21 protein-coding genes are annotated in these 18645 nt (G+C 55.1%); 9 read left to right on the plus strand and 12 right to left on the minus strand.

Annotated elements, in window-relative coordinates; translation table 11 throughout:
- Positions 1–12: 12 nt before the first annotated feature.
- The 6 genes from CIK92_RS07990 to CIK92_RS13420 form a co-directional block, all read right to left on the minus strand.
- Entirely contained in the window at positions 13–1890 is a 1878-nt protein-coding gene (locus CIK92_RS07990; protein WP_094388727.1) for a BACON domain-containing protein, read from the minus strand.
- Complete coding sequence (locus CIK92_RS13770) at positions 1881–2072, minus strand: hypothetical protein (protein ID WP_094388728.1); 192 nt, start codon at positions 2070–2072, stop codon at positions 1881–1883. Before CIK92_RS13770 ends, CIK92_RS07990 begins: the two co-directional genes overlap by 10 nt.
- Before the next feature lie 196 nt (positions 2073–2268).
- Positions 2269–4029: a BACON domain-containing protein gene (locus tag CIK92_RS08000; protein ID WP_094388729.1), complete on the minus strand. Its 1761-nt coding sequence runs from the start codon at positions 4027–4029 to the stop codon at positions 2269–2271.
- 446 nt (positions 4030–4475) lie between these two features.
- Positions 4476–5852: an MATE family efflux transporter gene (locus tag CIK92_RS08010; RefSeq protein ID WP_094388730.1), complete on the minus strand. Its 1377-nt coding sequence runs from the start codon at positions 5850–5852 to the stop codon at positions 4476–4478.
- A gap of 53 nt (positions 5853–5905) precedes the next feature.
- A complete protein-coding gene (locus tag CIK92_RS08015; RefSeq protein ID WP_158214760.1) occupies positions 5906–6742 on the minus strand; it encodes a hypothetical protein in 837 nt (278 codons plus the stop codon).
- Positions 6743–6956: 214 nt separating this feature from the next.
- Positions 6957–7247, minus strand: a complete 291-nt coding sequence (locus CIK92_RS13420) for a hypothetical protein (RefSeq protein WP_144289381.1) — start codon at positions 7245–7247, stop codon at positions 6957–6959.
- Positions 7248–7403: 156 nt separating this feature from the next.
- On the opposite strand from CIK92_RS13420, the gene CIK92_RS13775 reads away from it, so the two are divergent.
- The 7 genes from CIK92_RS13775 to CIK92_RS08050 all read left to right on the plus strand — a co-directional run bounded on the left by CIK92_RS13775 (position 7404) and on the right by CIK92_RS08050 (position 11636).
- A complete protein-coding gene (locus CIK92_RS13775; protein WP_158214761.1) occupies positions 7404–7562 on the plus strand; it encodes a hypothetical protein in 159 nt (52 codons plus the stop codon).
- An 87-nt stretch (positions 7563–7649) separates the two neighbouring features.
- Complete coding sequence (locus CIK92_RS08025) at positions 7650–8099, plus strand: GxxExxY protein (RefSeq protein WP_094385820.1); 450 nt, start codon at positions 7650–7652, stop codon at positions 8097–8099.
- Between the two features lie 625 nt (positions 8100–8724).
- Entirely contained in the window at positions 8725–9552 is an 828-nt protein-coding gene (locus CIK92_RS08030; RefSeq protein WP_371594134.1) for a MotA/TolQ/ExbB proton channel family protein, read from the plus strand.
- Positions 9549–10043, plus strand: a complete 495-nt coding sequence (locus CIK92_RS08035) for a hypothetical protein (protein ID WP_094388734.1) — start codon at positions 9549–9551, stop codon at positions 10041–10043. The genes CIK92_RS08030 and CIK92_RS08035 overlap by 4 nt, the downstream gene beginning before the upstream one ends.
- 9 nt (positions 10044–10052) lie before the next feature.
- Positions 10053–10574, plus strand: coding sequence for a biopolymer transporter ExbD (locus CIK92_RS08040; protein ID WP_094388735.1), 522 nt, complete (start codon positions 10053–10055; stop codon positions 10572–10574).
- Positions 10571–11023 (plus strand): biopolymer transporter ExbD, encoded by a 453-nt coding sequence (locus tag CIK92_RS08045; RefSeq protein ID WP_094388736.1) that lies wholly within the window; start codon positions 10571–10573, stop codon positions 11021–11023. Before CIK92_RS08040 ends, CIK92_RS08045 begins: the two co-directional genes overlap by 4 nt.
- An 85-nt stretch (positions 11024–11108) precedes the next feature.
- Positions 11109–11636 carry an Lrp/AsnC family transcriptional regulator gene (locus CIK92_RS08050; RefSeq protein ID WP_022311180.1) on the plus strand — a complete coding sequence of 176 codons (528 nt, stop codon included), beginning with the start codon at positions 11109–11111 and terminating at the stop codon, positions 11634–11636.
- Positions 11637–11816: 180 nt separating this feature from the next.
- On the opposite strand, the gene CIK92_RS08055 is transcribed toward CIK92_RS08050, so the two are convergent.
- Positions 11817–12365: a DUF3332 domain-containing protein gene (locus CIK92_RS08055; protein ID WP_022311179.1), complete on the minus strand. Its 549-nt coding sequence runs from the start codon at positions 12363–12365 to the stop codon at positions 11817–11819.
- A 209-nt stretch (positions 12366–12574) separates the two neighbouring features.
- Here CIK92_RS08055 and CIK92_RS08060 point away from each other — a divergent pair, with 209 nt between their 5' ends.
- Both CIK92_RS08060 and CIK92_RS08065 read left to right on the plus strand, forming a co-directional pair.
- Positions 12575–13210, plus strand: coding sequence for a deoxynucleoside kinase (locus CIK92_RS08060; protein ID WP_094387485.1), 636 nt, complete (start codon positions 12575–12577; stop codon positions 13208–13210).
- Positions 13211–13225: 15 nt separating this feature from the next.
- Positions 13226–13852: a deoxynucleoside kinase gene (locus CIK92_RS08065; RefSeq protein WP_022311177.1), complete on the plus strand. Its 627-nt coding sequence runs from the start codon at positions 13226–13228 to the stop codon at positions 13850–13852.
- Here the strand turns inward: CIK92_RS08065 and CIK92_RS08070 are convergent.
- The 5 genes from CIK92_RS08070 to rfbB are packed head-to-tail and all read right to left on the minus strand — an operon-like array spanning position 13822 to position 18631.
- Positions 13822–14940, minus strand: a complete 1119-nt coding sequence (locus CIK92_RS08070) for a DegT/DnrJ/EryC1/StrS aminotransferase family protein (RefSeq protein ID WP_094388746.1) — start codon at positions 14938–14940, stop codon at positions 13822–13824. The two genes, CIK92_RS08065 and CIK92_RS08070, sit on opposite strands and share 31 nt — an antisense overlap.
- Complete coding sequence (locus tag CIK92_RS08075) at positions 14937–15911, minus strand: GNAT family N-acetyltransferase (protein ID WP_254046027.1); 975 nt, start codon at positions 15909–15911, stop codon at positions 14937–14939. The genes CIK92_RS08070 and CIK92_RS08075 overlap by 4 nt, the downstream gene beginning before the upstream one ends.
- Entirely contained in the window at positions 15877–16272 is a 396-nt protein-coding gene (locus tag CIK92_RS08080) for an FdtA/QdtA family cupin domain-containing protein (RefSeq protein WP_094388737.1), read from the minus strand. The genes CIK92_RS08075 and CIK92_RS08080 overlap by 35 nt, the downstream gene beginning before the upstream one ends.
- 1 nt (position 16273) lies before the next feature.
- Positions 16274–17455: a formate-dependent phosphoribosylglycinamide formyltransferase gene (gene purT / locus CIK92_RS08085; protein WP_094387512.1), complete on the minus strand. Its 1182-nt coding sequence runs from the start codon at positions 17453–17455 to the stop codon at positions 16274–16276.
- A gap of 24 nt (positions 17456–17479) precedes the next feature.
- Positions 17480–18631, minus strand: a complete 1152-nt coding sequence (rfbB, locus tag CIK92_RS08090) for a dTDP-glucose 4,6-dehydratase (RefSeq protein WP_094388738.1) — start codon at positions 18629–18631, stop codon at positions 17480–17482.
- Positions 18632–18645 lie beyond the last annotated feature (14 nt).

Raw genomic sequence — 18645 nt, forward strand, 5'->3', positions numbered from 1 at the left:
GGATGGGTTGGATTAATTGTTTCCGCCGCCTATCTCTACATCCTTGTAGCCCGAGGCGGTGCGCTTGATGACGATGTCGCCCTGATAGGTCACGGCGTAGGCAGCGAAGTTGGAGGCTGAGTAGCCGCCGGGCTTCTGGCGTATCATGCTGGTGGAAGAGATGCTGTTGTTGTAATAGCGCATCACCTGCAGACCGCAGATATAGAGCTTGGGCGCGCTTGTCGAGGTTCTCAGCATAGACATCTTGCTGGTGTTGGCGTTCCAGCGTACGGTGGTGGTATGACCCACTACGCTCACGGTGCCTGTATACCATGTGTACTGCACGCCGCCGATGGTGGCATACTGGAACGACCAGCCGCCGTTGATCTTGGTGCTCAACTCAGGCATCAGGGCAGCGTACTCTCCGGCATACTGTCCGGTGTAGAGGCGCTGTGCCTTGGTCGAGGTATGGGTGTCGATGAAGATGCCCACGGTAGCCTGCTTGGCAGAGTGGTCGACCTTGGTGAGGGCTTCGGTCTTCAGGTTTTCGAAGAGTCCGGTGATGCTCACGTTGTTGGTGGCTTTCTGCGAGTTCGGGCTCAGACTCTCGTATGCGGTGACGGTCTTTCCGGTCTTGTTGACCAGGTTCAGCTCGGTCTTGTTGTTGTAGTTCACGCCATCCACTATCTTCAGGTCGGTGCGGTTGTCGCTGGGCGTGGTGCCTGCGGCGCTCCACTTGCTGTCATAGTTGGTGGTAGAGGCAGAGCCCTTGGTGTAGAATGTCTTGAAGGCTGTCATATCCCATACGCCTGCGAAGTCGGTCTCTTCTATCTGGGTGAGGTCGATGGTGGTCTTCTGGCTGCCGTTGCCGAAGATGAGCTTGGCCTGGCGGGGTGCACCGGTGGTGTTGGCGGTGGCAGAGACGATGACCTGGGTACCGTCTGAGGTCACGCTGAGCCAGTCGCTCCCCTCGGCAGGTATGCGCTCGATGGTGGTAATCTTGTACTTGGCCACGTCGTAGGTCTTGCTCCACGCCTTGTTGTCGGTCCAGAGCGATACGTCGGCCAGCTTCTCGTTGCTACGGGTCACGGTGTACAGTTTGCCTGCCTCTACCTGGAAGTTGTCGGTGATGAAGAGGTCATTGTATGCTTCGGCGCTGGGGCCCACGATGTCGGCGCGCATGTTCTTGAGCGTCTGGGGCAGCACGGCGGCATAGAAGGTCAGCTTGTTGCCGTCTACCTTGGCGGCGCTGATGTTGATGTCGCCGGTCGACTGGTTGCTTTCGCTACCGTCCTTCAGCGAGAACCATACTCCTGTGGCGAGGCCGTCGGCTTTGAGCTTTACGGCGTAGGTCTCGGTGGTGGGGGTGAAGGGCAGGATGATGGTGCCGCGGATGAAGCCCACGTTGTGCTTCATGCTCAGGTCTATCTTGCCATTGTTGGTGGGGACGTATTCACCCTTGGCCGACAGCAGGTCATAGTTGCCCAGGTCTTCTATCTTTCCCGTCTGTGTGGTCAGGTCGAGCTTGGCTGTGGCGTCAACGATGGGCGCTGCGACTATCTGGTTGACGGCGAAGAGGGTAGTCTTCCCGGTGGGAGTGCTTGCCAGTGTGCCGGTAAACTCGGCGTTATGGCCGTCGCTGCTTATGGTGCCTGCGGTGAATGTGCTCACGCTGTTCTGCTGGTAGCAGTTTACGGCGAGCTTGTCGTCGGCTTTCCACTGCACCTTGAGTCCGGGGTTGGTGGCTTCGCCCTGCTCACTCAGACCCACACGGGTGCTGGGGAGAGAGGTGCGGATGGTCAGCTTGCCGGTCTGCGGGGTGTCGGGAGTCATGGGCGCGATGTCGTCAGACGAACATGCGGCTACGAGGGCGGCGAGAGCTATGCCGCCAAAGATTTTCTTCAGTTCCATAGTCCCTCCTTCTCTTCTTCGTTGGGTAAAAAACTACTAACGCGATCCATGTCGCCGCCTGGTTCCACGTCAGGAACAGAGGCGTTGCAAATCTCGCTGCCAGTCTCAATGGCGCGGGTTTTGCACAGAGGCTTCACATACGCGTCACGGGTAATAGTGGTTGCATTGTTACTCTTTTTCATGTTGTATCTATATAAGGCACCTGTAGTCATGGGCGCCAAGGTTATTGTTTGTGTGGTTGTGGTAGCGATGGTAGCCGGCAGGGAAAGGATGGCTGGTGCCAGCGGGGCATCGCTCACGATTGTTAGAAAAAACACCTGCTTGTAAAGCGATTACTTTCCAAGCAGGTGCCTGCGGTTTATGGTTTATCCGATAAGTTTATTTGCGTACGAAACTTGTACCGGGCTTGCCCTTGGCATTCACCTGGTATACGTTGGCGTAGCCAGTGGGAATGCCGTCTGCAGTAGCAGTAGCTACAATGTCGATACCGGCAATCTGGTTCATAGTAGCGTCAGAATATTGGCTTACGGTAGAGAATTCTACATTGTTGCCAGCGCGGTTGTAGTACATGAAGGTCTTCAGGTCAGCCTGCAATGGGAACCATGCCCATGCATAGTTGGGATTTCCCAGGTTAACCTCGTCAAACTTCCATGGCTTTGCCCATGCTGCAGCAGTGCGGGTAACCAGTGTAGGTACGAAGCGTGCATAGAGACCCTTGGCAGCGCCTTCTGCTGCTATCTTCTGTGCCTCTTCGGGGCGTGCATCGTAGAATACACCCATCTTGGCCTTCTGGTTCTCATAGTCAATCTCGATACAAGCGTCCATGATGGCATCGAAGTAGAGCCCCTTGATACCTACATTGTTGGTGTGCTTGGTCTTACCGTCAGCGTCGGTCAGAGTGACAGCCTTGCGGGGCTCGCCGATGGTAACATCCCAAGACTTGGGGTCTTGGGTGGCTTTGTGAGCAGAAGCGGCAGCACCAGCAAATACCTTGGTAGTGAAAGTATATGTGCCCTTGAAGTCCTTGGGTTCAATCTGAGTGATGGTAAACTTGACATCGCCTACGGTGATGACACCAGTACGTGGAGCGCCAGTCTCATTGGCCTTGGCGTGTACCTTGCCTGCGGCGTAGGTGAGCCAGTCTGCCTCAGAGTTAACGGTACCGTCTACGGCGTCAGCCACGTCGGCCTCGTTGTCCTTGACCCAGATGGTCTTTTCGGTCTTCTGCTTGGCCATGGCTGTTGCCACGGTATAGAGCTTGCCTGCCTCGAGCTTGTCTGCGTGGTTCTTCAGATACTCGCCAGCATACTTCTTGCCGTCTATCTCGGTAGAAATGTTGACGGTGCTGAACTCGTTTTCATTTACGTTGGGCCAGATGGTCATATAGGCAGTAGCGACATTGCCGCTTACTTCACCTACCTTTACAGTGAATGTAGCTTTGCCCTTGGCGCCTGCAGGAGTACTGCTGCCGCCAGGATTGCCACCAGAAATCTGTACCTTATTATATGTAGCATCAGCCTGTACGGTGAGTGCAGTGCCCTTGGCTACAGTAACGCCCTCGGGGAAGGTGAGCTGCAGCTTGAGTACAGAGGTCTTGGGCGCGAAGGTAACATTGTTCAGAGTGGCGGTATTTTTCTCGGTGTTTACGTCCAGATTGCCTTCGGTCATGGGGTCAGCCTGGAAAACGCTGCGCATGGCGGCGTCTTCAAGAGTACCCTCCTGCTTGCTCAGGTCATTGATGAGCGCGCACTTGCCGGCAGCGGCATCGATGTAAGGAGTGCCACCCTTGGTGGTACCGATGAGGATATGGAGCAGACCGGTTCCTTCGGGAATCTCGGCTATCTGGGCAGAGAACTTGCCAGCAGTACCGGGCTCATAGTTGAGCACGCAGGTCTTGTTGAGCCATTCGCCATTAGCCTTGCGGAAATATACCATCATATAGTCGCCCTCCTGGAACGAGCCCTTCAGGCCCTCGCCATTGGGAGTGAATCCTACACGTGAGCCGGCAACGCTGGCGTTGATAGACAGCTTCATCTTCTTGGCGCCTTCGTCCTGATTGTTGTCTACTACGGTGTTGTCTGTACATGATGCGAAAAAGCCGGCAACCATGGCAACGAGAAACATCAATTTCTTCATCATTGTTAGTCCTCCCATAAATTAAAGTTGTCCTTAGGTGCAAGAGCGCCGCCACCTTCGTGGTCGGTATTTCCTGGGTCAACAGTAGATTCTACGGAAGTGTTAAGCAGGCTGTCTGCCTCAATTCCGCGAGTCTTCACGCATGGCTTTACGTACGCGTGCTTTACTCCCTGTAAGCCATCCAATAAGGAGCTGCGTAATGTTTTGTCCATATTATTACTCGTTTAAGTTATTAATTATCAGTTTATATTCACGTTAGTTGGAGTTCTCCCGGTGTGCGGGCGAACTGTCTTCAATTGCGGTTGCACTGTCTTTCATGACAGAATAACTACAATTTGTGAGCAAATCTACTAAAAATCTGTGAAATATAATAGTGTTTTCTTTATTTTTTTTGATTTTCGTCAAAAAAAGTTGCGCAATATTTGCGCACATGGCTATCGATAGACTTGTCAGACGGTAGCGAGGCCCCTCATCCATCTGCCTTTGAAGAGGCGGAAGAGGAATATAGTACCACGGAAAGTGAGCTCTATCGCCATGGCAACCCATACGCCGCGCAACCCATAGGTGGGGGCGAGCAGGGCAGCAAGCGTCAGACGCACGCACCACATCGAAACCAGGTTGAGCAGAGCGGGTTTGATGGTGTCGCCGGCACCCACACACACGCTGTAGGTGACGATAGAAGCGGCGAAGAAAGGTTCAGCAAAAGCCTCGATGCGCAGCACCTCGGTGCCGAGGCGGCGTATCTCTTCGACGGGCGACAGCATGCCTATCATCTCGGGGGCGAAGACATACATCACCACACCCATCACTGCCATCACGCCCATGCCCAGTGCCACGGTCATATAGGCGAAGTTGCGGCACAGGTCTGCGCGTCGCGCTCCATAGGTCTGGCCCACCAGTGTCGACGCTGCGTCGCCGATACCATAGCCCGGCATATAGCAGAGGCTCTCGGCAGTGATGGCAAACGAGTTGGCGGCGATGGCCACGTTGCCCAATGGCGCCACTATCAGTGTGCTTACCACCTGGGCACCACTCATCAGCGCCGACTGGATGGCTATGGGAAGACCCACGCGCAGGGCGTTGCGCACATAGAGCCATACCCAGGTGAAGGGGGCGGTGTCCTGGCGCAGGGCGAGGATGCGGTTGCGCCTCGTGGCAACCCACATCATGGTGAGCGAGATGATGGCAAAGGCGCAGAAGGTGCCCATGGCGGCACCGCGTACGCCGAGTTCGAGGATGTAGATGAAGAAGTAGTTGAACACCACATCCAGTATGCACATCGTGATGCTCAGCAGACTGGGGATGTGCATATTGCCCGTACTCTTGAGCATGGCTGAGTTGAGGTGGAACAGCAGGATAAAGGGCATGGCCAACGAGAAGATGAGGAAGTAGGCCGACGAGTCGCCGGCGATGTCCTCTCCGCCTCCCAGCCAGTAGGGTAGTGCTCCGTGGATGGTAACGCCCACCAGCAGTATCATCATGCTGACCACGGCGCCACACACCAGGGCATGGCGGAATACCTGGCGTGCCCTCACGAAGTCGTTGGCTCCGATGAAGTGGGCCACCTGGACAGAGAAGCCGGTAGATACCGCTCCCATCACACTGCCCATGAGCCAGGTGGTCGACTCGATGAGTCCGATGCTGGCAGAGGCTGCCGCACCGAGGTGTCCCACCATGGCGGCGTCGATGAAGAACATGAGTACGGTGGTGATTTGTGCCAGAATGGACGGTACGCTGAGGTCGACAATCAACCTCAACTTCTCGTGCATGGTCATTGCGTTGCCCATGCGTATCTTTTCCAGCAATATTTCACTCCGTTTTGCCATACCTTATTATATATATGGGTGCAAAGGTACGCATAATTATAGACATAGTCAGTCTAAATGGCAAGAAAAAAGTGTCGCAGGCGGTTGTAGTATGCATAATCAGCGTGATATAGATACAAAAAGATTTGCGGTTTTTCAGGGCTGCGCCCTTTGCGTTTGTGGGTGTCGGCAATGTCGTCGAGAGCACGCTCTCGGCCATTCGCCGCCATCCCCATCCGCGCCTGCCTGTCGGCAGGCTGAAAAGCCGCAAAAACAAAAAGTCCGCCTTTGGCGGTAAAAAAAGTCCGGCTGTCGCCGGTACAAAAACAACTGCAAACAAGGAGCCCACAAGCAGCAGCTACTCCTACAGAGTTATCAAGGGTGCGTACCATCCACAATGGACTACTTGTGTCGCAGGCGGTTGTAGTATGCATAATCAGCGTGATATAGATACAAAAAGATTTGCGGCTTTTCAGGGCTGCGCCCTTTGCGTTTGTGGCTGTCGGCAATGTCGTCGAGAGCACGCTCTCGGACATTCGCCGCCACCCCCATCCGCGCCTGCCTGTCGGCAGGCTGAAAAGCCGCAAAAACAAAAAGTCCGCCTTTGGCGGTAAAAAAAGTCCGGCTGCCGCCGGTACAAAAACAGCTGCTTTCGTGTAGGTTCTCTCCCGTCTTCCCCATGTTGCGCCGCCCTGCCTGGAAGGCTGTATTGGCAGGCCGTTGCCTATCTTCTTCTTTCCTTTGGCAAGGACAGTAAGCGTCTGTTTTTTTACTGGCGTAGTCGGACTTTTTTTACGGCCGTTGGCCGCTTTTTGCCCCGTGGTGTCTTCTGAAGTCATGCCTCGCATGACTGTGGTTGTGGCGGTGGTGACACGAAGGAAAACTTGTTTTCCGACTGTCGGCGGCGCCATAGCCACAAAGGCGAAGCCTTCAGAAGACTCTACGGCTTTTTGTATCTATCTCATCCTTATGGCAACCATCCCCATCCTCATTTCGTTTGCTGCCATAGAAAACAAATGATCTGTTACATGTTCTTTGGTCATCAAACTATCATTTCACTCCGTTTTGTTATATCTTTTTGCATATACGGCCGTAAGGGTACGTATAATTATAGACATAGTCAGTCTAAATGACAAGAAAAAAGTGTTGCTGGCGGTTGTAGTATGCATAATCAGCTTGATATAGATACAAAAAGATTTGCGGTTTTTCAGGGCTGCGCCCTTTGCGTTTGTGGGTGTCGGCAATGTCGTCGAGAGCACGCTCTCGGCCATTCGCCGCCACCCTCATCCGCGCCTGCCTGTCGGCAGGCTGAAAAGCCGCAAAAACAAAAAGTCCGCCTTTGGCGGTAAAAAAAGTCCGGCAGTCGCCGGTACAAAAACAGCTGCTTTCGTGTATGTTCTCTCCCGTCTTCCCCATGTTGCGCCGACCTGCCTGGAAGACTGCATTGGCAGGCCCTTGCCTATCTTCTTCTTTCCTTTGGCAAGGACAGTAAGCGTCTGTTTTTTTACCGGCGTAGCCGGACTTTTTTTACGGCCGTCGGCCGCTTTTTGCCCCGTGGTGTCTTCTGAAGTCATGCCCCGCATGACTGTGGTTGTGGCGGTGGTGACACGAAGGAAAACTTGTTTTCCGACTGTCGGCGGCGCCATAGCCACAAAGGCGAAGCCTTCAGAAGACTCTACGGCTTTTTGTGTCTACCTCATCCTTATGGCAGCCATCCCCATCCTCATTTAGTTTGCTGCCATAGAAAACAAATAATCTGTTTCATGTTCTTTAGTCTGCAAACTATCCATTATCTTTGCAGCTGACAATAATACAATCATGATAGTCAAGGCAAAAACCACTTTAGACCCAGAGTTCAAGGCTCAGTTGCAGAAGTATGTGTATGACATCGTTGGCGTCATACAGGATGTGTATAAAGAGTTGCCAATAGGTATGCCTGAGTATATCTACCAGGAAGCGTTGGGTGTTGCCTTTTCCGAGGCAGGTATCCCAGCATGGAAGGAGCACCGCCATCATCCTGTCTACAAAGGCCACAGCCTCTCTTCGTTTCTGAAGATGGATTATGTGGTTCCCAACAAGCGCGGCAATGTCATCATCGAATGTAAAGCCCTTGAGAACTTGACGTCCAAAGAGTATCAACAGTTGTTTTCTTACATGCTTGGCACTCAATATCCTATAGGTATTATCGTCAACTTTCATAGTTATCCCCATGCGACAATCTATAAGTTCTATTACGATAAGACCGACTTGACGATAACAGCTTTCTGACAAGCCGCAGCGTGAGGTGTCGACGATAGTGATAACCGTCACAGCCTGTCTGGGTTCATGCTTGCCAGCGTAAGGGAAAAAAACATGCCTGGAAGGCTGCATTGGCAGGCCCTTGCCTATCTTCTTCTTTCCTTTGGCAAGGATAGTAAGCGTCTGTTTTTTTACCGGCGTAGCCGGACTTTTTTTACGGCCGTCGGCCGCTTTTTGCCCCGTGGTGTCTTCTGAAGTCATGCCCCGCATGACTGTGGTTGTGGCGGTGGTGACACGAAGGAAAACTTGTTTTCCGACTGTCGGCGGCGCCATAGCCACAAAGGCGAAGCCTTCAGAAGACGCTACGGCTTTTTGTATCTATCTCATCCTTATGGCAACCATCCCCAACCTAACTTCGAGGCGTGAAATGGTGAAAGCGTGGTTTGATATGATTGTGGCGCGGCCTGCAATCAATAATTCGCAGTTGGAAATGAAGATAGAGGGCTGCTGCGCTACCTTTGCGCCGTGCCCCCGCCACGCGTGGACAGTCTCTGTCGGCGAAATAAAAAAATGGGCGTGTTTACAAAGATTATACAAAAAATCTTGGTCTGTCGTGGCAAAACCGCTACTTTTGCACCTTATTAATATATATATGATGAAGACAATGACAAAGATACTGGGGCTCTGCATGGCCCTGATGCTCATGATGGCTGTGCCCACGACGGCGCAGACCGCCGATAGCCTTGCTGCCGCCGAGGCGGCAGCAGCCGATACCACCCTCGCCGCCACCGACTCGCTGACAGCCGGCGCCGATGACCTGCAGGCCATTGCCGACGACGAGGCACCCAGCTTCCACCAGATGCTCAAGACCAAGTTTATCGAGGGCAATGCCGGGTTTATGTCGCTCGTCGCCCTCGCCCTGGTGCTGGGCCTGGCGTTCTGCATCGAGCGCATCATCTACCTCGGACTCTCCGAGGTGGACGCCAAGCGACTCATGACCGACATCAAGGACAAGGTGGAAGGCGGCGACATCGATGGCGCCCGTGAACTCTGCACCACCACCCGTGGCCCCGTGGCAGCCCTCTGCGCCCAGGGACTCTCGCGCATGGCAGAGCCTATGGACAATATCGAGCGCACACTCGTGGCTTATGGCAGCGTGCAGGCCGCCAAGCTCGAGCGCGGCTGCTCGTGGATAGTGCTGTTTATCGCCATGGCACCCTCGCTGGGATTTCTCGGCACCGTCATCGGCATGGTGATGGCGTTTGACCAAATCCAGGCCGCCGGCGACATCAGTCCCGCCATCGTGGCATCGGGTATGCGCGTGGCCCTCATCACCACTATCTTCGGTATCATTGTGGCGTTGGTGCTGCAGGTGTTCTACAACCTTATCCTCTCCAAGATAGACCATCTCACCTGCCAGATGGAGGAGAGCGTCATCTCTCTGCTCGACATCATAGCCCGACACAAAGGAGGTCAAGCATGAAGACCGGAAGCAAACCTACCGAAGCCCTCTCACGCCTGGCGCTCTATGCAGTGATAGGTCTGGCTGTGGTGGTCTATGCCCTCTTTATGCTCATCGGCTATGACCTGCCGCTGGCTACCGACCCCACCTTCAGCGCGCCGCTGCTCACCCCGCTGCTCATCGCCTTTGTAGAGCTGACGATGGTGGCTGCCGTCGTCGCCGCCCTGTGGCTGATGGTAGTGCGCCGTCGTGGCGTGAAGTCGCAGCCTCTGACCAACGGCATCCCTGCACGCCGCATCATGATGGCGGTGGTTCTCGGCACGGTGGCTCTGCTGGCGATAGGCTTTGCCCTGGGCAGCAGCGCCCCCATCATGGCCAACGGTGCCCGCTTTGCCGACAGACTGTGGCTGAGAGTCGCCGATATGTTCATCTACGCCGGCACGGCGCTCATCGTGGCTGCCGTGGTCGCCGTGGCAGTAGTCAAGAACAGGAGAGTCAAAGAAAAAAGATAGAAAACCATCATGTTTGCCCGTCGTCACCGCCGCTCGTTCGGCCTCAATACCACCTCGACAGCCGACATCTCGTTTGTGCTGCTCATCTTCTTTCTGGTCACCACGTCGATGGACCAGAACAAGGGCCTGGTGCGCCAGCTGCCGCCTATGGAGCCTGCCGAGCAGACCCCGACCGAGGTGGACCGCCGCGACGTGCTCACCTTCGCGCTGGCTGCCAATGGCACGGTGACAGTAGATGGCAAGCCTGTGGCCGACAAGGATGTCGCAGCGCGCGTGGAGCAGCATGTGACGAGCCGGGGGCTGCGCCATATCATCGCCATCGACATAGACCCCGATGCCGAGTATCAGTCTTACTTCCAGCTGCAGAACAGCATCGTCGAAGCCTACCGCCAGCTGCGCGACGCCGAAGCCCGCCGACGCTATGGGCGCCCCATGAAGGGCTGCACCGCCGCCGAGCGCGACCAGGTGAGACAGGCTTGTCCGCAGCGCATCGTCGAAAACTATATGGAGAAAGGAGGTAGTCGCCCATGAGCATCATCCGTCGCCGCCGCCGTGAAGTGCCCGAGCTGAACACCTCGTCTCTGCCCGACCTGATATTCACCGTGCTCTTCTTCTTTATGATAGTGACCCACATGCAGACCAATGCCGTGCGTGTGCGCTATGATGTGCCCCAGGGCACTCACCTCTCCCGCCAGCAGAGTCGCCAGTGTGTGACCTATATCTACGTGGGAACACCCATAGAGCGGCCTGGCGCCCAGCCCCAGATACAGTTGGGCGACAGGATGGTCGATGCCAGTCAGCTGTCGGCCCTCGTGGCTGCCGAGCGCAGCCGCATGACGCCCGCTGAGCAGCAGCGCCATCTGGTCGTCATCAAAGCCGACCGCCATATCCCTATGAGTCTGCTGCGCCAGGTCAAGGACGCTCTTCGTCGCGCCCATGCCACGAGAGTTATCTATACTGCCAATGATAAAAAACGTTAACGCTGTTATTTTGTAACTTTTTTGCGTGAAAACAGAGTAAATTGCGGTAAAAATTAGTACCTTTGCAAGTAAAATATAACTTGCTATGGCATATCGTAATTTAGACTTACTGGACAAGAAGATCCTGAACTTGGTGGCCGATAACGCACGCATGCCTTTCCTCGAGGTCGCCCGTATCTGTAATGTGAGTGGCGCTGCCATCCATCAGCGCATTGCAAAGATGACAAAGATGGGCTTAATCAAGGGCTCCAAGTACGTAATCGACCCCGAAAAGCTGGGTTATGAGACTTGTGCTTATGTGGGCCTTTACCTGAAGGACCCCGCCACCTTTGATGATGTGGTCGAGAAGTTGAGAATGATACCCGAGGTGACCGAGTGTCACTACACCACGGGTGGCTATGACATGTTTATCAAGCTCTATGCCCGTACCAACCATGATCTGCTCAACATTATCCATGACCGTCTGCAGCCGCTGGGCCTGTCGCGTAGCGAGACCATTGTCTCCTTCAATGCGGTGATAGACCGTCAGCTGCCCGTGCCCGAGGACATCATCGAAGATGACGAAGACGATGCAGACTTCGACGATGTCGATATCGCCGACACCACCGATTAAATCCTTCACCGCCGAAGGGTACCCCCGTATGGACGGCAGTGCCTCCATATCCGAATGTCCCACTCTCCATGACAGAGAGTGGGACATTTGTTTAGGCTCTATGTGCCTGAAACCAAAAGGAGCAGCCTCTGCCAGTGGCGGTGGGCTGCTCCAGATGGTCTGTATGTAGAGGGTGTGACTCTATCTCACGGCAAAATACATGCCCTCGTTGGCATCCATGCGTGCCTGGTATACTCCGGCTTCGTCGAGGGTGTAGGTGCGAGGCTCGCCGTTGACGGTAGCCATGATGGTGCCGTCGTCGTTGAAGCGGAAGATTTCCTTCACGTCACCGTTCTGCTCCATGGTCCATGAGTTGTTCTTCTTGTTGTATTTCAGATTGGTCACCTCGCCTGTAGGTGCCTTGATTTCATATCCGTCCTTGAGGGTGGTCACGGCATAGTAGCGTCCGTCCTGACCCATGATGGTGCGTGTCTTTCCGATGTCGGCGATGGGGTTGCTGCCACTCCAGAACTCAATGGTATTGAACAGCAGCGCGTCGCCCAAGAGGCATACCGAGCCCACGAAGGGAGTGATGATGAAGCCCACGATGGCGTTGACATACTTGTTGCTGGTCATCTGCGTTTCCCACTTGGCAAACTTGTTGAAGAGGGTGAACGAGCCGATACACGAACTCATGGTGAGGCTGCCCAGAAGCAACCATGCTACGACGGTGACATTGATTTTCTTCATATCTATAAGGTTTAATGGTGAATAATGTACTCTGTTACGATTACAAAGATAAATATAATATCCCGATTGGTAGACTGTTTTTAATTTTTTTTCTATTCCGCTACCTTTTTTTATATATAAATGGTTATCTTTGCACAGCGTTTGCGCCAATAGAGATGGCGCCGGGCAGTACAGATTTATCAATAACCACGATAAAAACCTACACTAACGTGCATATAGCGATAGCAGGCAATATAGGTAGCGGCAAGACGACGCTTACCACAATGTTGGCAAAACATTATGGATGGATACCACGCTTCGAGCCGGTGGATATCAATCCTTACCTTGAGGACTATTATAAGGACATAGCCCGATGGTCGTTCTGTCTTGAAGTGTATTTCCTCAAACAGCGTTTCCGCGACCTGTTGGAGATACGCAAGAGCGACAGAACCGTCGTGCAAGACCGCTCCATCTATGAGGGCGTCTATGTGTTTACCGCCAACAACCGGGATATGGGCAACCTCTCAGACAGGGACTATGAGACCTATATGGAACTGTTTGAGATTATGACCGACGTGGCCCAGCTGCCCGACCTGATGATTTATCTGCGCGCCTCGGTGCCCCATCTGGTGAAGAACATCCAAAAGCGTGGCCGTGCCTATGAGCAGACGATGCAGCTGGAGTATCTCAAGAACCTCAACCAGCGTTACGAGGACTTTATCTTCAACAAGTATAAGGGCAAGGTGCTGGTGGTAGAGGCCGACGACAACGACTTCCAGCACGACCCCGACAAGTTTGCCCGCATCATCGAGCGCGTGGACAGCGCGCTGGAACTGGGTACACTTCCATTCAAAGACAACGAATAAAAACTCTATACAACTATGCATATAGCAATAGCCGGAAACATAGGCAGCGGTAAGACCACGCTTACCAAGAAGCTCGCCAAGCGATATGGGTGGATTCCCCATTTCGAGCCCGTCGACAACAATCCCTATCTGGCCGATTACTACGCCGATATGGACCGCTGGTCGTTCAACCTTCAGATCTATTTCCTCAACAAGCGTTTCCGCGACGTGGTGGAGATAGCCAAGAGCCAGGACACCATCATCCAGGACCGCACCATCTTTGAAGACGCGCGCATCTTTGCGCCCAACCTCCACGATATGGGGATGATGAGCGACCGCGACTTTGACAACTACACCGACCTCTTCGACCTGATGATGTCGCTTGTCAAGTTGCCCGACCTGATGATTTACATCCGCTCGTCCATACCTACCCTGGTGTCGCATATCCAGAAGCGCGGACGCGACTTCGAGCGCTCCATCCGCATCGACTATCTCGAGGGTCTCAACAAGAGATACGAGGAATGGATTGCCGGTTATAAGGGCAAGCTCATGATTGTGGATGGCGACACTCTGCAGTTTGAGAACAGCGTGGAAGACTTCAAGACCATCACCGACAATATCGACGCCGAGCTCTACGGTCTGTTCCCGTTTGATGGCGAGTAGTCGCTGACGGCCTCGGCTACCTGCCGGCACTCCTCGTCTGAGAGATAAGGTGCCAGCGGCAGACTCAGTTCCTGGGCATGTATCTGCTCGGTGATGGGCAGTGAGAGATGGCTCCACGCAAGATAACAGCGTTGGCGGTGTGGAGCGATGGGATAGTGGATAAGCGTCTGGATACCCCGTTGGAGGAGGTGCAGCGCCAACGCATCACGGTCATTGCAGCGTATGGGGAATATATGCCATACGCTGTCATTGTTTCTATCCGCAGGGAGAGCGACAAGCGTGTTGTGGATATGGTCCAGATAATAGCGGGCTATATCCTTGCGACGCTGGTTGTCACGGTCCAGATAGCGGAGCTTCACGCGGAGCACCGCCGCCTGTATCTCGTCGATACGGCTGTTGCGTCCGCAGTAATCAAATACATATTTCTTATGGCTGCCATAGTTGGCAATGGCTCTGACGGTCGCTGCCAGACGGTCGTCATCGGTGGTCACGGCTCCGGCATCGCCCAGGGCGCCCAGGTTCTTGCCTGGGTAGAACGAGTGTCCGGCTGCGTCGCCCAGGGCACCGGTGTGCACGTCGCCGAAGCGGCATCCGTGGGCTTGGGCGTTGTCTTCTATCAGCAGCAACCCGTGTCGGCGGCATATTGCGGCTATCTGCGGGGAGTAGGCACATCGGCCATAGAGGTGCACGATGAGCACTGCGCGGGTGCGGGGAGTGATGGCCTGCTCTATCAGGTTGGCGTCGATGTTGTAGGTGGTTATGTCGGGCTCTACCAGGATAGGCTTGAGCCGGTTTTCGGTCACGGCGAGTATCGAGGCGATATAGGTGTTGGCAGGCACGATTACCTCGTCGCCTTCGGCCAGTCGTCCCAGCTCGATATAGGCGCGCAGTATCAGCGTGAGCGCATCCAGCCCGTTGCCGCAGCCTATGCAGTGGCGCGTGCCGATATACCGGGCATAGTCGTGCTCAAACTCCCGCGTGGCATCGCCTTGCAGGTAGCGTCCGCCATTGACCACGCCGGTCACCGCCTGCGCGATTTCGTCGGCATGCATCGCCGTCATCCGTTTCAGGTTCAAGTATTCTATCATAACTCCCATTCATAAGTGTCGTAGACCACACCCCGGCCGCCATAGCCCTCCTTGTGGGCGATGAGTCCGGCGTTGATGACGCTGCCTTGCTCCTCGGTAGAACTGCCGAAGTCGAGGTAGGGCCAGTCCTTGTAGTCCTGGTACATGACCTGTTCGTAGATAGCCTCCATGGCTCCATACTCCTTGCCCTCGTCGTTGGTTCCGCTGTACTGGCCGTGCACCACCTGTTGCGAGATGTAGAAGGTGATGCCGCCGATGATGTGCCCCTCGCGGTAGGCGCTGTACTGGATGATGTTGTCGGGAAACCGGCTCTGCAGCAGGAGCATCTCGTCGAGCGTATGCACAGGTTTGGCGTCAAAGCGCTTGTGCAGGTTGTCGGTGAGTATAGGCCAGAACTCGGCTATGGACGCATTGGCCCTCACGGTCACGCCGTTCTCGTGGGCTTTTCGCAACCGCCGCAGATGGTCTTTGCGCCAGCGCAGATGCTGGGGCATGCTGATGGCGGTGCCGATGTTGCGGAGGGCGAGCCGGGCATGACATTGCCAGAAGATGGCATAGAGGTCTTCCTCGGAGGGATGAACATGATAAATCCAGGGGATGGGGCGGTAGAGCACACGGGTAAAGCCCTCGTGGCGCAGATAGTCGTTGAGACAGGCGAAGAGCTGGCAGGTGTCGCTTATGGTGACATGGATGTCCATAATGAGTCCGCCATAAGTGAGGCCATAATGAGAGATAAGCGTGGTGTCGCGACGGTGGGCGGGGAGCAGGGCGTAGAGCCTGCCTTGGCGATAGAACATCAGCGACCAGTCATCAAAGCGGTCGGCGTGATACTCCATATAGTTGCGCTCAAAGAGGAAGGTGGCGTTGCGTGCACGGCGCACGTAGCCGTCCCAGCTCTTGCGGTCGTCGGCGGTATATCTTCTTATCTCAAACATCTCATCGTCTGCTCTGCAGGTATTCTTCGTAGTCATAGATATAATCGGCCTCGTCGTAGGGGTCTTCGGCAAGCACCAGGCATACGGTTCCCGATGAGAAATCGTCGAGAGTGCGCCAGATACCGGTGTCTACCAGTAGCCCCTGGTAAGGACGGTTGAGCTGATAGGTCTCGCGCTCGGTACCATTGTCAAGGCTTACGCTGAACGCGCCGCTCACAGCGATGATGAACTCACGGCAGTGGCGGTGGGCATGACCTCCACGATGGCTGCCGGCAGGGATGTCGTAGGTCCAGTAGACTCGGCTTACCTCGAAGGGGATATCCTTCATCTGCTCGGCCACGGAGAGGTTGCCCCGAGGGTCGGCTATCTTGCTCAGGCTGATTATCTTTCCTATCATCTTACTTTTTCATATAAGGGTCGGTGCCCAGCACGGTCTTGGCCACACGCTTGGCTTTCTCGCGCAGGCGGTCGATGTCGTCGCCCACCTCTCCATAGCAGAGGGCGACACCCATACGGCGGCCTACGTGGGCTTCGGGCTTGCAGAAGATACGCAGACGGGTGCGGTCTTCCTCCATAGCCTCGTCGAAGTGGTAGTCGAGCGGTTGGCAAGACTCCGTCGGCGAGAGTATCACGGCCGAACAGCCGGCGTGTTCGAGGTGGATGGCGGGGATATTCCAACCCATAAAGGCGCGCAGATGCAGCTCAAACTCGCTCAGATTGGTGGTGTGGGCGAGGGTGACCATGCCGGTGTCGTGGGGACGGGGCGACAGCTCAGAGAAGATTACCTCGCCCTGCTTGGTCAGGAAGAACTCCACGCCCCAGAGGCCATAGCCTGTCAGCGCGCGTGTCACCTCGGCAGCCATGTGCTGTGCCTGCTCCAGTGCCTGTGGTGCTATCTGGTAGGGTTGCCAACTCTCGCGGTAGTCGCCGCCCTTCTGCACGTGTCCGATGGGCGGGCAGAAGAGCGTCTTGCCGTTTTTCTGAGTGACGGTGAGCAGGGTAAACTCGCTGTCGAAGTCGATAAACTCTTCGATGATGACCTCGCGCACGTCGCCACGGCTTCCCTCCATCGCTTCGGTAAACGCCTGCTGTAGTTCGTCGTCATTGTGCACGTAGCTCTGGCCGTGCCCCGACGAGCTCATCAACGGCTTGACCACGCAGGGGAACCCTATGGCGTCGGCAGCGCTCTTGAACTCTTCAAAGGTCTTGGCGTAGAAGTATTTGGCGGTGCGCAGACCCAGCTCTCTTGATGCCAAGTCGCGTATGGCGCGTCGGTTCATCGTGTAGTTTACTGCCTTGGCGCTGGGAACCACCTGTATGCCCTGCGCCTCGAAGTCGAAGAGTCGCTCGGTGCGTATGGCTTCTATTTCGGGCACGATGATGTCGGGGTTGTGGCGCGCCACGGCGGCAGCGAGGGCATCGCCGTCGAGCATGCTGAATATCTCTCTCTCGTCGGCCACCTGCATGGCGGGAGCGTTGTCGTATCTGTCACACGCCACCACGTAGAGACCGGCTCTCTTGGCAGCTATTACCAATTCTTTGCCCAACTCGCCCGAGCCGAGCAGCATTATCTTTTTCATTGTCATATATATAATAAGGTGTAATTATCCACGGTTGCCATACATTTGTTCGTAGTATTTCTGATAGTCTCCCGATGTGACGTCTTTAATCCACTCCTGGTTCTCGAGGTTCCAGCGGATGGTCTTGACGATGCCGTCGGCAAAGCGGGTTTCTGGGTACCATCCCAGTTCATTCTTGATTTTGGTGGGGTCGATGGCGTAGCGCTGGTCGTGGCCCAGTCGGTCGGCCACGTGGGTGATGAGGCTGTCGTTAATCCAGTCTATGCTTATCTCGCCGTCGTCGCCGATTACCTGCTTGCGCAGCACCTTGCGCAGCTGCTTGTCTTCGGCCATCATGTCATGGATGGTGCTGATGATGAGCTTCACGATGTCGATGTTGCGCATCTCGTTGTGACCGCCCACATTGTATATCTCGCCCTCACGACCCTGGCGCACCACCAGGTCTATCGCCTTGCAGTGGTCTTCCACGTAGAGCCAGTCGCGCACGTTGAGGCCCTCGCCATAGACGGGCAGCGGCTTGCCTTCGAGGATGTTGTTGATGATGAGGGGTATCAGCTTCTCGGGGAAGTGATAGGGGCCGTAGTTGTTGGAACAGCGGGTGATTGACACGGGCATGTGGTAGGTGTCGCGGTAAGCCATCACAAAGAGGTCGGCCGAGGTCTTGGACGCCGAGTAGGGACTGTGGGGGCAGAGTGGGGTCTCCTCGGTGAAGTAGCCTTCTGCGCCCAGCGAGCCATACACCTCGTCGGTGGCAACCTGATGGAAGCGCTTGCCCGGCTTCCATGCCGGATAACCCTGGCTGTCGCGTCCGGTAACCCACGCACGGCGGGCGGCGTCGAGCAGGTTCTGCGTGCCCAGGATGTTCACACTCAGGAAGAGCTGCGGGTCTTCGATAGAGCGGTCCACATGGCTCTCGGCGGCAAAGTTTACCACATAGTCTATATCGTATTCGCTGAAGAGTCTGTCGGCGAGCTCCCGGTCGCGTATGTCGCCCTTGACAAAGAAGCAACGACGATTGTCGATGTCGTCTTTGATGGTGCCGAGGTTGCCGGCATAGGTGAGGGCATCGAGCACCACCACGCGTATGTCGTCGTTGGCATACTTCTTATAGAGTAGATACTTGATGAAATTGGCGCCGATGAACCCGGCGGCTCCCGTGACAAGGTAAGTCTTCATATCGGTATGTTTTT

The organism is Prevotella sp. P4-67, assembly GCF_002251325.1.
GTDB lineage: Bacteria > Bacteroidota > Bacteroidia > Bacteroidales > Bacteroidaceae > Prevotella.

Excerpts from the sequence above, each read along its gene's own strand:
- CIK92_RS07990 (WP_094388727.1), bottom strand. The coding sequence starts at position 1,890 with ATGGAACTGAAGAAAATCTTTGGCGGCATAGCTCTCGCCGCCCTCGTA.
- CIK92_RS13770 (WP_094388728.1), bottom strand. The coding sequence starts at position 2,072 with ATGAAAAAGAGTAACAATGCAACCACTATTACCCGTGACGCGTATGTG.
- CIK92_RS08000 (WP_094388729.1), bottom strand. The coding sequence starts at position 4,029 with ATGATGAAGAAATTGATGTTTCTCGTTGCCATGGTTGCCGGCTTTTTC.
- CIK92_RS08010 (WP_094388730.1), bottom strand. The coding sequence starts at position 5,852 with ATGGCAAAACGGAGTGAAATATTGCTGGAAAAGATACGCATGGGCAAC.
- CIK92_RS08015 (WP_158214760.1), bottom strand. The coding sequence starts at position 6,742 with ATGGCGCCGCCGACAGTCGGAAAACAAGTTTTCCTTCGTGTCACCACC.
- CIK92_RS13420 (WP_144289381.1), bottom strand. The coding sequence starts at position 7,247 with ATGGGGAAGACGGGAGAGAACATACACGAAAGCAGCTGTTTTTGTACC.
- CIK92_RS13775 (WP_158214761.1), top strand. The coding sequence starts at position 7,404 with ATGCCCCGCATGACTGTGGTTGTGGCGGTGGTGACACGAAGGAAAACT.
- CIK92_RS08025 (WP_094385820.1), top strand. The coding sequence starts at position 7,650 with ATGATAGTCAAGGCAAAAACCACTTTAGACCCAGAGTTCAAGGCTCAG.
- CIK92_RS08030 (WP_371594134.1), top strand. The coding sequence starts at position 8,725 with ATGAAGACAATGACAAAGATACTGGGGCTCTGCATGGCCCTGATGCTC.
- CIK92_RS08035 (WP_094388734.1), top strand. The coding sequence starts at position 9,549 with ATGAAGACCGGAAGCAAACCTACCGAAGCCCTCTCACGCCTGGCGCTC.
- CIK92_RS08040 (WP_094388735.1), top strand. The coding sequence starts at position 10,053 with ATGTTTGCCCGTCGTCACCGCCGCTCGTTCGGCCTCAATACCACCTCG.
- CIK92_RS08045 (WP_094388736.1), top strand. The coding sequence starts at position 10,571 with ATGAGCATCATCCGTCGCCGCCGCCGTGAAGTGCCCGAGCTGAACACC.
- CIK92_RS08050 (WP_022311180.1), top strand. The coding sequence starts at position 11,109 with ATGGCATATCGTAATTTAGACTTACTGGACAAGAAGATCCTGAACTTG.
- CIK92_RS08055 (WP_022311179.1), bottom strand. The coding sequence starts at position 12,365 with ATGAAGAAAATCAATGTCACCGTCGTAGCATGGTTGCTTCTGGGCAGC.
- CIK92_RS08065 (WP_022311177.1), top strand. The coding sequence starts at position 13,226 with ATGCATATAGCAATAGCCGGAAACATAGGCAGCGGTAAGACCACGCTT.
- CIK92_RS08070 (WP_094388746.1), bottom strand. The coding sequence starts at position 14,940 with ATGATAGAATACTTGAACCTGAAACGGATGACGGCGATGCATGCCGAC.
- CIK92_RS08075 (WP_254046027.1), bottom strand. The coding sequence starts at position 15,911 with ATGACTACGAAGAATACCTGCAGAGCAGACGATGAGATGTTTGAGATA.
- CIK92_RS08080 (WP_094388737.1), bottom strand. The coding sequence starts at position 16,272 with ATGATAGGAAAGATAATCAGCCTGAGCAAGATAGCCGACCCTCGGGGC.
- purT (WP_094387512.1), bottom strand. The coding sequence starts at position 17,455 with ATGAAAAAGATAATGCTGCTCGGCTCGGGCGAGTTGGGCAAAGAATTG.
- rfbB (WP_094388738.1), bottom strand. The coding sequence starts at position 18,631 with ATGAAGACTTACCTTGTCACGGGAGCCGCCGGGTTCATCGGCGCCAAT.